Here is a 14747-nt window from a genome sequence, read left to right as displayed (position 1 = left end):
CAGTCGTAGCCTTAGCGTTCAGACCGCAAAATGCCGCCTTCCATATAATCGTCTTTTTTCATATCTACGAAGATAACTTTTACTGCATCAGCAGGAACATTTACGATATCAACCGCAGCCTTTGTAATTGCTTCACCTAATTGTTTCTTTTGTTCTTTTGTACGCCCTTCGACGAGCTCTACATGAATAATTGGCATATTAACCTCCATAGATGAAAAAATGAAATAAATTGTTTGTTCTATTATACGGTATGAAGGACATATAAACAAGGAAAAAAGCCAGATAAAATCTAATATTATCGATGCTTATATACTTATTAATCCTACCTCTTAATTATACAATATTCTTAGAAATTTTTCACCAAATCTTTTTTCTAATTCTTCTTTCATGATAGATTCTAATTTTTCTATTCCGAATTGATTTGCAAAATCTAGCACATCCTTGCGAGCCTTTACTAAAATCTCAATATCTTTGATGATATTAGCAACACGCAAATCAGGTAGTCCTGATTGAGCTAATCCAAACAATTGTCCTGAACCACGAATCAATAAATCTTGCTCTGCAAGCTCAAATCCATCCTGGATTTGTTCCATCAACTTTAAACGCTCTTGACTTACATCATTTTTAGAATCACTAACAAGAATGCAATAGGACTGATGAGCACCACGGCCTACACGCCCCCTCAGCTGATGTAGCTGAGACAGACCAAATCGCTCTGCCCCTTCAACGCACATAATGGTCGCATTTGGCACATTAACCCCCACTTCGATAACTGTTGTAGAAACAAGTAATGAAATTTCACCCCTATGGAAGGCATTCATCACTTCATCTTTTTCACTTGGCTTCATACGACCGTGAACGAGGCCCACTTCATAGGCCTTATAAAAGTACTCTTTTAATTCTAGATACAATTCCTCAGCAGCTTGCAAGTCTAATTTTTCGGATTCTTCTACAAGAGGGCACACCACGTAGACCTGACGCCCTTCCGCCATTTCCTTACCAAAGAAAGTGCGTAATCTCTCTTTATAAGAACTATCTACAGCATATGTTTTAACAGGTTTTCGACCTGGTGGCATTTCTTTAATTAAAGATACTGCTAAATCTCCATATACGGATAATGTCATGGTACGAGGGATTGGTGTAGCCGTCATGATAAGTACATGAGGATATGTTCCCTTCTGTTGCAATCTCGCCCGTTGATTTACACCAAAGCGATGTTGCTCATCAATGATAACAAGGCCTAAATTATGGAAATTAACCCCCTCTTGGATAAGAGCATGCGTTCCAATGATCATTTGGATTCTGCCATCTGCTAAGCCCTCATAGATGTATTCTTTCTCTTTTTTCGTAGAGGATCCCGTTAATAATTCTATGGTAATACCTAAATTAGCACATACAGTTCGTATTCCTTCATAATGTTGAGCCGCTAGAATTTCCGTAGGGGCCATCAATGCCCCCTGATACCCATTTTCGATAGCTTTTAATAAACTCAAGGTAGCCACAATAGTTTTACCTGAGCCTACATCACCTTGCAACAAACGTTGCATAGGTCGTTCATCTTCCATATCAGTACGAATATCCTCTAACGCTCGTTGTTGATCACCTGTTAAGGAAAATGGTAAATTCTCTATACACTGAGCTATTAGTTCCCCATTTGGTCCCATTTTAGGCCCTCTATGGCATTGTTCTTTATTTCGCAACAAAGCTAAGCCAGCTTGCATGACGAACAACTCTTCATAGGCCAATTGATAACGAGCCTTTTCATAGAGCTCTGAGGAGTCTGGAAAATGCATCATTTTAAAAGCATCATAGCGACTCATATAATGATGATCATCACGAACCTCCACAGGTAAAATCTCTGGTAATTCATGGTTAGCTGCGAACCAATTACGTACAGTTGAACGAACCACAAACTGAGATACCCCATCAGCAAGCGCGTAAATAGGAACGATACCTCGATCTGGTTCACCACCGTCTCCTAAATTTTCCATTTGCGGTGTATTCATTTGCATGGAACCATATTGAAACTCAGCCTTACCATATGCATATATACGCTGTCCTTTTTTGTAAAAGTTCTTTTTATACCCTTGATTAAACAAAACAATCTTCAGAGGTCCTGTGCCATCTGCAATGACGACCTCTAAAATAGACAATCGAGGGCGAGGGCGTTTCTCTTGTACGGCAATAACAGTACCTACAACACCACCTGTCATACCTGATTTTAAATCACCAATACTATAAATCGTACGGCGGTCTTCATAGGTTCTAGGGAAGTAAGTCAATAAGGATGTAACATTGGTAATTCCCAATTTATACAATTGTTTCTCGCGACCAGGACCAATTCCTTTTATAGTCGTCAATCGTTCATCCATAAAAACTCCTTTAAATATATGATAAACACATGAGATATATCCAATTTCTGTATATCCTTGTGTAAAAGTCCATTTATATCTTAGAATATGATATATAGTATACCTTATATTGTAGTATATTTCATAAAAAGAGCAATATGTACGACAAAAACACTTGCTTTAAGCTATTCTTTATGATAATATACTTTTGTTATGTTATAGATTAAGCTTGGAGGTGGAAACTATGGCAAACCTTTGCGAAGTATGTGGTAAATCCACATCTAGCGGTATGAACGTGAGTCATTCTCACATTCGCACAAGAAAAACTTGGAAACCGAACATTCAAAGAGTACGGGCGGTTGTAGACGGTGCTACTAAAAAAGTAAACGTATGCACTCGCTGCCTTCGTTCTAATAAAGTTACACGCGCGTAAAATAAAAAGTACATGTACTCTTTGGGGTTCTAGAGCCCCAAAAAAGTAGTTAGTTCATTTTGAACTAACTACTTTTTTGTTATTTATAATTTTTTGTTATTTATAATGTAATATTTGGAATATAATATTGCTTAAATAACTTAATAGCATATTGATCTGTTAAGCCTGCTACATAATCAACTACATCAAGTGTAGAGTAAAACGCTTTACCTGTTTCACAGCCTTCCATATCATCAGGGTGTTCCATGAAGTGAGTAAATAAATTTTTCACCACATGGGATGCCTTCTTGCGATCCGGAATTAAAGCTGGTGCCAAATATACATGTTTAAACATAAATTGACGGAATAGATTCATCGTCATTTCCACATCAGCAGACATAGATATAACTGGCTTATCCAAGGATTCGCGTACCATATCCTCAACCATTGCAGTAATCATACTAGATGGAGTCATACCAAAATGTTCACGCACTTCAAAAGGCAGCGCCTCTGCCGTCAACATACCTGCTCGCTGTGCATCATCAAAATCATGACATAAATACGCAATGCGGTCTACAATACGAATAATTTGACCCTCTAAAGTCACAGGAATTGTAGCCCCTGTATGACCTACGATGCCATCTCGAACAACGGTGGTTAAATTGAGACCTTGATGATCACCATGTCTTTCTAATACTTCAACCATGCGCAAACTTTGCTCATTATGATTAAAGTGCCCCACCATATCTCGCAATGCATATTCACCTACATGACCAAATGGTGTATGCCCCACATCATGGCCCATGGCAATAGCTTCCACAAGGTCTTCATTTAAACGTAATGCACGAGCCACAGTACGACCGATTTGACCTACCTCAAGGGTATGAGTCATGCGTGTCCGATAATGGTCACCTGGCGCAATATATACCTGTGTCTTATGCTTTAACCGTCTAAAACATTTACTATGAATGATGCGATCCCGATCGCGTTGAAACGCGGTTCTAAGTGGATCAGGCTTTTCTTCTATATCACGGATTGCATCGCGGCTTTTAGCTGCATAGGGAGAAAGAAGCAAAGCCTCCCTCTCCTCTATTTGTTCACGTATATTCATTTACCCTCCGACGCGCGATTTTTATCGATCAATTGCATAACAAGGGAAGCTGTTTCTTCAATGGATTTATTAGAAACATCTAACACTTGGCAGTGCAAACGACGCATAATAGCCTTTGCATAATCCAATTCAGATTGAATACGCTCAATAGATGCATAATTTGCTTCGTCTTCAAGACCGATAGCGCGTAAACGTTCACTACGAATATTATTTAATTTGTATGGATCTATAATAAGGCCCACGATTTTTTTTGCCGGAATTTTGAATAATTCCTCTGGCAACGGTACCTCTGGCACTAGTGGCAAATTTGCGGCTTTAATCTTTTTGTATGCCAAGAACATGGACAATGGTGTCTTACTAGTTCTAGATACACCAATAATAACTATATCGGCCTTTTCAAAACCAGATGGATTTTTACCATCATCATATTTCACGGCAAACTCAATAGCTTCAACCTTTTTAAAATACTCTTGGTCGAGCTTATGAACCATACCTGCCGTCATGCGCGGTTTAGTAGTTGCAATAGTACCAACTGCATCGAGAACAGGGCCCATGATATCCACAGCCGGAATATTATATTCAGCCACCTTCTCATGCAAATACTTACGTAAAGACGCAGATACAATGGTATGGCAAATAACATGATTCCCACGTTTTGCGTCGTCTATAACCTCATCAATTTGGCTTTCACTATCAATATAGGGAATGCGGACAATTTCAATTTGCTCCTTATCATATTGACTCGCCGTAGCTCTCGCTACAGCCTCAGCAGTTTCCCCCAGGGAATCCGATATTGCATAAATAATTTTTTCTGCCATTCTATCAACCTCAGTATATGCTACATTCTAAAAATACTTTTGCTACCGTCGTTTTTGATACACGGCCCACAACCTTTAAGCGTTTCTTGTTACCTACATCCTCACAAACGACGACAGGTAAACAATCTACTTCATAATCTATCATTTTCTGTGCAGCCTCTACCAAAGTATCGGTAGGCTCCACCGCTATAACCTTGCTTACAGGGGTCATAATCATGGATATAGGCATGGTATGCGAATCTGTTTGTCCCATAGAGGCGCGTAATAAATCTTTCCGAGATACCACACCCATTAGGTATGAGCCATCACACACTAATATGGTACCTACATCCTCTGTAAATAATGTGACAATTGTATCATACAAACTCGTATCCCCATTGACCACGACTGCTTGAGATAATACATCACTTACCAGAAATGACTTTAATCGCTCAGCCGTTTGTGTTTCCTTTGAAAGTCCTACATAGTAATAGCCTACGTTTGGACGTGCATCTAACACACCTAACATGGTCAATACAGATAAATCTGAGCGCAGCGCAGATCTTGTGACCTCTAAATGTTCAGCAATGGCACTACCTGTTACTGGACCTTCTTCGCGAACGATTTGAGCAATTTGTTCTTGTCGTTTCGACAGTTTCACACGGTAACCCCCTTTCATCTCTGTTTGTATTATATCGTAAGTTACCATTCAGAAAAAGAGGAGACCCACAGGCCTCCTCTTTCACTATAACTATATTGTTACCAAGTTAGTTCGTCAGATTCTTGACGACCACGACCAGTCATAGCATCAAGCATAATTCGTTGTTCAATTTGAGCCACCATTTTCTTAGTATTAACTACTGCATCTGGGTTAACAGAAATGGAGTCGATACCGCTCTTCACAAGAAATTCGCAAAGTTCAGGATATACGCTTGGCGCTTGGCCACAGATGGATACAGTTTTACCATCTTTATGGGCCACCTCAATAAGGTGATGAATTGCTCTGCGAACTGCTAGATTACGTTCATCATAGATATGTTGAACTGTTTCATTATCGCGGTCACAACCAAGTACAAGCATAGTCAAATCGTTAGAACCGATAGAATAACCATCTACGTATTTATTAAATTGATCAGCCAAGATAATGTTAGATGGAATCTCCGCCATAAGCCATACTTTAAAGTCTTTGCTACGTGCAAGACCTTCTTGCGCCATCAAATTAGTCACCAATTCAGCTTCTTCCACAGTACGGCAGAATGGAATCATAACTTGTAGATTTTTGAAACCAAATTCGTTACGTACTTTTTTGATTGCTTCTAATTCTAATTTGAAAGCAGGTGTGTACTTAGGATCATAGTAGCGAGATGCGCCACGCCAGCCAAGTAATGCACTGGATTCATGCGGTTCATATTTATCGCCACCTTTAAGGTCACGGTATTCACTAGATTTGAAATCGCTCAAACGAACTACTACTTGGCGAGGGGCTAATGCTTGGCATACTTTACGCATACCTTCCGCCAATGTATTTACAGCGAAGTCACTGCGCCCTGTTTCGATAAGGTGCAATGGATGTTCATGAATAAAGGTTGTCCAAATGAACTCTTCACGCATGAGACCGATGCCATCACATGGTAGTACACCATATTTTTGGGCCAAATCAGGATCACCTAAGTTCATGTAAATCTTAGTGCCTGTTACAGGTACATATTCAGCTGCTGCCCCTGTAGAAACTTGAGCTTCAGGCTTTTTGACGATATCTTCTAATACGCCATCATATACGATACCATTTGTAGCATCAACGGTAATCATTTGACCATCTTTAATAGAGGTAGTCGCTTCATGACTACGACTCTTAGTACCTACGATACAAGGAATACCAAGCTCACGGCTAACGATAGACGCATGACAAGTCATACCACCAGCATCAGTAACAATTGCTTTTGCCTTTTTCATGGCTGGCACCCAATCAGGAGCTGTCATAGCTGTAACAAGGATTTCGCCTTCTTTGAACTCATCGATATCCTCAGGATTGATTATAACGTGAGCTTTACCTGCTGCATTACCAGGGGATGCTGGCAAACCTTTTACAATAATATCGCGATTACCTGCATCTAATGTGCTAGCTTTTTCGGATGTTTCTGATTTTTCTTTGCGTGACCAAACTGTTTCTGGACGAGCTTGCAAGATCCATATCTTGTCATTGCGTTCATCTACGCCCCATTCCATATCCATGTAGCAACCATAATGTTCTTCGATTGCTTTTGCATATTCTGCAAGTTCCAAAACTTGAGCATCTGTAATAACTTGTTGTTTTGCTTCGTCGGCTGGAACCACTTCCTCAACGCAGTCACCATCGGCTTTACGAACAAGGCGGACATGTTTATCGTTAATCATACGGTCCGTAATTTCCATCTTTTCTTTATCCACACGGAAATTATCTGGTGTAACCGTACCTTGTACAACATATTCACCAAGGCCCCAAGAGCCTTCAATAAGAATATTGTTATCATTACCTGTTACAAGATCAACAGTAAACATTACGCCGGCTGCTTTAGAGAATACCATCATTTGAACCGCAGCACTCAATGCTACTGTCATATGATCGAAGCCTTGTTTTACACGGTAGTATGTTGCACGGTCTGTGAAAGTAGATGCGTAACATTCTTTTACTTTTTCGATGATAACATCAGCACCGCGAACATTTAAATACGTATCTTGTTGGCCTGCAAAGCTTGCATCTGGCAAATCTTCTGCTGTTGCACTAGAACGAACAGCTACGAACGGATTTTCTTCGTTTACTTTTTTACCAAGTTCTTCATAAGCATGACGGATAGCATCTGCCAAATCTTTAGGCATTTCTTCTTCGCAAATCATGTGGCGAATCTTAGCACACACTTCACGCAATAATGCAGAATTTTCTACATCATCTAACGCATCAAGTTCAGCACGGATTTTATCTTCTAAACCTGTAGCTTTCATAAACTCACGATAACCATGAGCAGTTGTTGCAAAGCCATAAGGTACAGGTACATTAGTGGAGGATGTCAATTCCCCTAATGAAGAAGACTTGCCACCTACTAAATTAACATCTTCACGTTGTAATTCATCAAACCAAAGTACGTATGCTATTTCGCGATTCATGTGAGAACCTCCTAGATTAATTAGTGCAACACATTAAACCTTTTACACATAAATAGTATACCTTAATTTAAAATCTGTCAATTTATATGAGCATTAATATGCAAATAAACTTCCCTATATATATCTAAAAAGTTCTTTAGTACTCGCCCCGTAAGTCCCCATATGGTGTATTGTTTATAGGGATAGAAATAGACGGAATAGTTTTGTCTAATTTTCCAGTCAATATTATAACCTTCTAATAGATGAAACGGAAAATCACGCAACGGTCTTGTAGCTATGTCTAAGTGACCTACGGTTGGCTCCATGTCTAGTAGATATTGTAAGGGAACTGTAAATACCTCTCCTACTTCATCGGAATTTGGTTTTAAATCACTTGTATGTAGTCGCACTGCTACGGCATATAGTTTTACACCTATGGCAGATACTAGACAGTCTAAATTGCCTAGCAGTTCAATTTGATCTAAATCTATACCCAGTTCCTCAGAACATTCGCGCATGGCTGTATGAGCACCGCTTTTATCATTAGGCTCACAGTGCCCGCCAGGGAAACTGATTTCACCAGGTTGACGTCGCAATGTATTACTACGCACAGTAAACACCACATGATTTTCTCCATCGATTTCTAATAGAGGCACGGCTACTGCCGCCGTGATAACATCAATATCTGTAAGAACAGTATGTTCTCGTTGTTCTAAAAAGTTGTTTAGTACTTTGTCCATATATGGTCCTCTTAAAAATTATAGTAAATTTATATAATATCTATTTAAGTCTTTTATGTATCAAATTTGTATTTTATATTTATCGTTTATATTTATTATACATTAACTTGTAAGTCATTTTTTGCTTCACAAATAGTAGATTCAGTAGATAAATAATCTTATAGACAAAATAGATAAAAAAACTGTGACAAGGTTTCTGTACCTCATCACAGTTTTATATTAGTTAAATTTAATTTTTAGGAATTTGCGTTTACCGACTTGAAGGATCATGCCGTCTTCAAGAGTAATGTTTTCTTCGTTATATTTTTCGCCATTTACTTTGAAAGCACCTGCTTTAATGGAGCGACGGGCTTCACCATTAGATGCAGTTAAGCCAGCATCTGTACAGAATTGTGGGACAAAGATTGGTTCTGTTGGTGCATCCATAGCGTACTCAGGAATATCTGTAGGCATGGCGCGTTGTTGGAACACCCGTTTAAATTCTTCTTCCGCTTCGAGAGCAGCTTCTTCACCATGGTACAAGCGAACAATGGTACGTGCTAATTGCATCTTGGCATCACGCGGATGCAATTCACCGGATTCAAGACGCTTTGTCATGTCCTCTTGCTCTTCAATAGACATATCTGTAACGAGCATGAAATAACGCATCATCAATTCATCAGGAATGGACATTGCTTTACCATACATTTCTTTAGGTTCTTCATCAATACCGATGTAATTGCCCAAAGATTTACTCATTTTTTGAATGCCGTCAAGGCCTTCAAGCAATGGCATTGTAATAACAACTTGTGGCTCTTGACCTTCTAACTCTTGTAAATGACGCCCCATCAACAGGTTAAAAGTTTGGTCTGTGCCACCAAATTCAACGTCTGCATGTAATGCAACAGAATCGTGACCTTGCATCAATGGGTACATGAACTCATGCACGCCAATAGGACGACCTTCTTTAAAGCGTTTGCTGAAATCATCGCGTTCCATCATACGGGCAACTGTATAAGAGCTAGCCAAACGAAGTACGTCAGCAAAATTCATAGATTCTAACCATTCACTATTGTCACGAACGATTGTTTTTTCTGGGTCTAATACCTTGAAGATTTGTGTCTTATAAGTTTCAGCATTTTTCAATACTTCTTCTTTTGTTAATGGTGGACGAGTAACACTTTTACCAGTAGGATCACCAATACGAGCAGTGAAGCCACCGATGACGATCACTACTTGATGACCAAATTCTTGGAATAAACGCAGCTTGCGAAGAGGAACAGTATGTCCCAAATGAATATCTGGAGCCGTTGGATCCAAACCTAGTTTTACAACTAGTGGTTTATTTTCCTTAATGGATTTCTCTATTTTTTTTACAAGATCTTGTTCGTTAATTAAATCCGCTACACCATGTTTAATTTGGCGCACTTGTTCTTGAGCACTAATCATGATAATCCTCCTAGAAATACTATTGTTTAAGTATACCATTATCTAAAAACTTTCACAATTATATATAGTATTGGATTTAAACCATTTATGATATAATATTTATAACTGCGTAATAGAATTTACGTTATATTTACTAAAAGAAAAAAGAGGTGACTCTATGAGTAGTAACTCAAATACGAGAACCAATCGCCGCTCAAATGGCAATGGTTCTACACCGAAGAAAACAAATCCTAAGCGTCTATTTTGGATTTGTACACTTCTCTTTATACTCATCGTAGCCGGTGGTGGCTGTGGTTTCATAAGTGCCACATTATCAAATCTACCGGATGTATCCAATGTACGCCCTTCTGCATCGTCTCAGATTTATGACGTGCATGGCAATCTCATTACTACGGTTCACTCCACAGAAAATAGATTACCAGTACCTCTAAAAGATGTACCAAAAGATTTACAGAATGCCTTTGTAGCTACAGAAGATTCTCGGTTCTATACGCATCATGGTATTGACCCAATTGGTATTTTACGTGCCGTATGGGTAAACATTGTACATAGCGGCGTATCTGAAGGTGGTTCCACAATTACTCAACAGTTAGCTCGTAATGCATTCTTATCTCAAGATAGAACATTAAAACGTAAAATTTCCGAAGCTTTATTAGCCCTTAAAATTGAACAACATTACACCAAGGATGAAATCCTTGAAATGTATATGAACCAAATCTACTTTGGTCAAGGTGCTTACGGTGTACAATCTGCATCTCATGTATATTTTGGTAAGGATGCTAGTGAGTTAACACTTGCACAAGCGGCACTCATTGCTGGTTTACCACAAAGCCCTAACTATTACTCCCCATTTAATGATTTGGAGGCTAGTAAAAAGCGTCAAGCCGTCGTATTGGGCCAAATGGTAAAATATGGTTATATTACACAAGAGCAAGCTGACGAAGCTCGCCAAGCAGATTTAGGTTTGATAGCTAAACAAGAACAAGCTCATGAGAAATCTAATGCATCTTACTTCATTAACTATGTTATTTCTCAAATTTCTGAAAAGTACGGCGATGATGCCATCTATAAAGATGGATTAAAAATCTATACTACTCTCGACATGGATGCACAAAATGCTGCAGTTGCAGCAATGCAAAACTTGCCTAATTACTACACCGATAAAAATGGATTATCTCAACCACAAGGTGCTATAGTAGCTATGAACCCTCACAATGGTTACATTGTAGCCATGGTCGGTGGTCGCGGTGATGACGCTTTCAACCGCGCTACACAAGCAGAACGTCAACCTGGTTCTACTATGAAACCTTTCGTTTACTTAGCAGCTATTCAATCAGGTAAAACTCCTGGTTCTATAGTTGATGATAGTCCTGTTACTTTCGGTAATTGGAGTCCTAAAAACTATGAAAACGACTACGAAGGTAATATTACATACCGCTACGCATTACAACATTCTCGCAACGTAGCAGCTGTAAAAGTTGCCGATGAAGTAGGTATGACTAAAGTTATTAATCTTGCTAAAGAAATGGGTATCTCTACTCTAACTGATCAAGATTACAACTTATCGACAGCACTTGGCGGTTTAACTCATGGTGTTACACCTCTTGATATGGTACAGGCTTACGGTGTACTTGCTAATGGCGGTATCAAGGTTCAACCTACAGCTATCCTTAAAATTGTAGATCGCAACGGCCAAGTTGTAGAAGAAAACTCTATCCAAGAAAAACGTGTTATTGATGAAAAAGATGCGGCCATCATGACTAATATGCTAGAATCTGTTATAAATGGCGGTACTGGCGGTAATGCAGCCATCGGTCGTCCTGCAGCAGGTAAAACAGGTACTACTGATGATTCCAAAGATGCTTGGTTCATAGGTTACACTCCAGATTTAGTAGCTGCTGTTTGGATTGGTGATGACTACGGCACCGAAACATTACACGGTATTACAGGTGGTAGTACACCTGCTGTTATGTGGGGTCAATTCATGGCCAATGCTCTTGCCAATACTCCAGCATCTGACTTCCCTGTCCCAGCTAGCGCACAATCAGCAATCTCTGAAGGTTACGTCAATCCTGCAAAGGCACAACCTAAAAAAGAAGATAAAAAGGACGAAAAAGCAGATAAGAAAGACGATACAGGCAAAACAACAGATGAAAAAATAAAAAGTAATGACAAGCCTCAAAAAGAAGAGGTTACAGAACAGAAATCAAATTCATCGAAAAATAAAAAGTCTAAAAAGGAACGCTAATTCAACAGTAGTTTCTAAAAGGGCGGAACTCAGTGTTCCGCCCTTTCTTTATATACATATTTACTATCTAAATATTATCTATACAAAAAGGTAGCAAGCCCTAAGAGCTTACTACCTTTTTATTTCCATATACAATATTTTGAAAATTATATTTTATTTAAGAACTACATTTGTAGCCCCTGCACCACCTTCATCATAACCGGCTGTTTCAAAGTGCGCTACATGAGGCAAGGTACGTAAATATTGGTGAACGCCTTCACGTAATGCACCTGTACCCTTACCATGAATAATACGCACTTGATTAACACCACCAAGCAAAGCTTGGTCAATAAATCTACCTACAGAAACGGTCGCTTCATCTACTGTTTGGCCAAGAATGTTGATTTCAGTACGAACCTCTTTTTGACGTTGTACGGCGGAGCCACCCATACGTTTTCTTGTTTTAGGCATGGCTTCTTTTTGTTCACGTGCTAGTTTATTGCCTTCTTCACGTGTAGTTGATTGTAATTCACTAACCTTAACGGTAGCTGTTAGTCCATTAATATCAACATTTACACGGTTACCATTGATAGATAACACAGTACCCAACGAACGCAAGGACGTAACATAAACAGCTTGGCCAACCTTAATAGCATCTGCGGTTAACGACTTACGATCATCATCCACTGGAGCTTCTGGTACATGAACACTAGAAATCCCCTTACGTGCTGCATTAATAGCCGATTGACGCCTATCCTTATTTGTTTCAGAGAATTGCGCTTTCAATTGTTTGATAATCGCTTCCCCTTCAACGCGTAAACTACGTTTCATGGATTCTGCATCGGCCTGAGCTTTGGCTAAGATTTGTTTACGTTTTTCGTTAAACTGTTTCTTTTCCTTCTCTAATTGGCCACGCATACGACGTGTTTCATCAAGCTCTTTCTTTAACGCTCTTTCACGTTCAGAGGCTTTACGGAGTTGTTCGTTTAAGTCGGAAAGAACTTCTTCCATTTCATGACTACCAAATTGAGATTTATACTCTGTTGCGCGTTCTACAATGTCCTTTGGTAAGCCTAAACGTGCAGCAATGCTTAACGCATGGCTACTGCCGGCTACGCCGATATGGAGCCGATATGTAGGTTTTAAGGTGCGCTCATCAAACTCTACGTGACCATTTTCAATACCTTCCGTATGGTAAGCATAATTTTTAAGCTCATTATAATGGGTACTTACCATCATAAGGGCACCTTTTTTACGGAAGAACTCAAGAATAGATACAGCTAATGCGCTACCTTCTTCTGGATCAGTACCAGACCCAAGTTCATCCAGTAAAACCAAGTCGTTAGGACCACAATGTTTGATGATGGAAATAACTTGTGTCATATGAGCAGAGAACGTACTAAGGCTGGCCTCAATACTTTGCTCGTCTCCAATGTCGGCAAAGATATTATGGAATACTGGTAACATAGAACCGTGATCAGCAGGGATAAATAGGCCACATTGATTCATCAAGCTCAACAGGCCCAATGTTTTAAGGGAAACTGTTTTACCACCTGTGTTAGAACCAGTAATTAGTAAAATACGGTACGATGTACCTAATTGAATATTTGTAGGCACTACCATATTTGGTGGAATAAATGGGTGACGAGCTCTCATGAGATTAACGGTTCTGTCAGTACTTAAGATTGCCGGTACCCCCTTGTAAGAAATAGCAAGACTTGCCTTACCATATACAAATTCGATATGGGATACCTTTTCACAAGCATCCATCAAATCATTGCTATGTTGTTTTACAAGAGCCGATAACTCGCGGTAAATACGCAAGACCTCTTGCTCTTCACCAATCAAAGCCTCTTGTAATTCATTATTTAGATTCACCAAACGCATCGGTTCAATGTAAAGTGTTTGACCCGTTGCAGAACGGTCGTGAATAAGGCCATCAAAGTATTGGCGATACTCTTGTTTTACAGGAATTACGTAACGATTGTTACGCTGCGTAATGATGGTTTCTTGGAAATACTTTTGATTATCTTTATCATGCAGGATAGCTTGAATATCATTTTTAATCTTTTCACGAGTTTTAATAATCGTATTTCTAAGGCTCGCCAATTTAGGAGACGCGGTATCAAGCAATTCCCCCTTTTCATCAAAGACGCGTTTAAAACGGTTTTCAATGCGATCTGTATTCGGCATATCCTGTACCCATAGGGATAGCAATGGATAATCCATATATTTCGTTCTAAAGAACTTTGTCATGCGCTTATAAGCACCAATGGTCAAATAAATGTCCCACAAGGCTTCACGTGTAAGAACAAAGTCTTTGCGACTCTTCTTGCAAGATTCACGAATATCGCGTGTACCGCCTAACGGCTGTTTTACCTCTGTTTGCAAAGAACGCATGGCTTCTGCCGTCTCATCAAGGTTCTCTTGAATAGCTTTAGCATCCGTCATTGGCTCAATATTCATAGCCAATTCTTTAGCGATAGTAGAACTACAATGCTGTTGTAATTGTTCTTTTATATGGTGAAAGTCTAATACATCTTCGTTAAACAATGTACTAC

At 39.3% G+C, this 14747-nt stretch carries 11 protein-coding genes; 2 read left to right on the top strand and 9 right to left on the bottom strand.

Annotated elements, in window-relative coordinates:
* Window positions 1–11 precede the first annotated feature (11 nt).
* Together FNLLGLLA_RS04400 and recG are read right to left on the bottom strand one after the other, a co-directional pair.
* Window positions 12–197, bottom strand: a complete 186-nt coding sequence (locus FNLLGLLA_RS04400) for a 4-oxalocrotonate tautomerase (protein ID WP_004696087.1) — start codon at window positions 195–197, stop codon at window positions 12–14.
* A gap of 132 nt (window positions 198–329) precedes the next feature.
* On the bottom strand, window positions 330–2372 hold the full coding sequence (recG, locus tag FNLLGLLA_RS04395) for an ATP-dependent DNA helicase RecG (RefSeq protein ID WP_174892280.1): 2043 nt from the start codon (window positions 2370–2372) through the stop codon (window positions 330–332).
* Between the two features lie 223 nt (window positions 2373–2595).
* Here recG and rpmB point away from each other — a divergent pair, with 223 nt between their 5' ends.
* Complete coding sequence (gene rpmB / locus FNLLGLLA_RS04390) at window positions 2596–2784, top strand: 50S ribosomal protein L28 (RefSeq protein ID WP_008601135.1); 189 nt, start codon at window positions 2596–2598, stop codon at window positions 2782–2784.
* Window positions 2785–2884: 100 nt separating this feature from the next.
* On the opposite strand, the gene FNLLGLLA_RS04385 is transcribed toward rpmB, so the two are convergent.
* The 6 genes from FNLLGLLA_RS04385 to tyrS form a co-directional block, all read right to left on the bottom strand.
* Window positions 2885–3874, bottom strand: coding sequence for a deoxyguanosinetriphosphate triphosphohydrolase (locus tag FNLLGLLA_RS04385; protein ID WP_174892279.1), 990 nt, complete (start codon window positions 3872–3874; stop codon window positions 2885–2887).
* A complete protein-coding gene (locus tag FNLLGLLA_RS04380; RefSeq protein WP_004697248.1) occupies window positions 3871–4692 on the bottom strand; it encodes a pyruvate, water dikinase regulatory protein in 822 nt (273 codons plus the stop codon). The genes FNLLGLLA_RS04385 and FNLLGLLA_RS04380 overlap by 4 nt, the downstream gene beginning before the upstream one ends.
* Window positions 4693–4702: 10 nt before the next feature.
* Complete coding sequence (locus FNLLGLLA_RS04375; protein ID WP_232055009.1) at window positions 4703–5332, bottom strand: helix-turn-helix transcriptional regulator; 630 nt, start codon at window positions 5330–5332, stop codon at window positions 4703–4705.
* A gap of 98 nt (window positions 5333–5430) precedes the next feature.
* On the bottom strand, window positions 5431–7812 hold the full coding sequence (gene ppsA, locus FNLLGLLA_RS04370) for a phosphoenolpyruvate synthase (protein ID WP_174892277.1): 2382 nt from the start codon (window positions 7810–7812) through the stop codon (window positions 5431–5433).
* 77 nt (window positions 7813–7889) lie between these two features.
* Window positions 7890–8531: an NUDIX hydrolase gene (locus FNLLGLLA_RS04365; RefSeq protein WP_174892276.1), complete on the bottom strand. Its 642-nt coding sequence runs from the start codon at window positions 8529–8531 to the stop codon at window positions 7890–7892.
* A 219-nt stretch (window positions 8532–8750) separates the two neighbouring features.
* On the bottom strand, window positions 8751–9959 hold the full coding sequence (tyrS, locus tag FNLLGLLA_RS04360) for a tyrosine--tRNA ligase (RefSeq protein WP_174892275.1): 1209 nt from the start codon (window positions 9957–9959) through the stop codon (window positions 8751–8753).
* A gap of 157 nt (window positions 9960–10116) precedes the next feature.
* On the opposite strand from tyrS, the gene FNLLGLLA_RS04355 reads away from it, so the two are divergent.
* Window positions 10117–12207, top strand: a complete 2091-nt coding sequence (locus tag FNLLGLLA_RS04355; RefSeq protein ID WP_174892274.1) for a transglycosylase domain-containing protein — start codon at window positions 10117–10119, stop codon at window positions 12205–12207.
* Between the two features lie 153 nt (window positions 12208–12360).
* On the opposite strand, the gene FNLLGLLA_RS04350 is transcribed toward FNLLGLLA_RS04355, so the two are convergent.
* Entirely contained in the window at window positions 12361–14739 is a 2379-nt protein-coding gene (locus FNLLGLLA_RS04350) for an endonuclease MutS2 (RefSeq protein ID WP_174892273.1), read from the bottom strand.
* Between the last annotated feature and the right edge of the window lie 8 nt (window positions 14740–14747).

The sequence above is a fragment of the Veillonella parvula genome (assembly GCF_902810435.1).
Taxonomy (GTDB): Bacteria; Bacillota; Negativicutes; order Veillonellales; family Veillonellaceae; genus Veillonella.
Note: the sequence above shows the minus strand (reverse complement) of the source record. Positions and strands in the feature narration are given on the sequence as shown.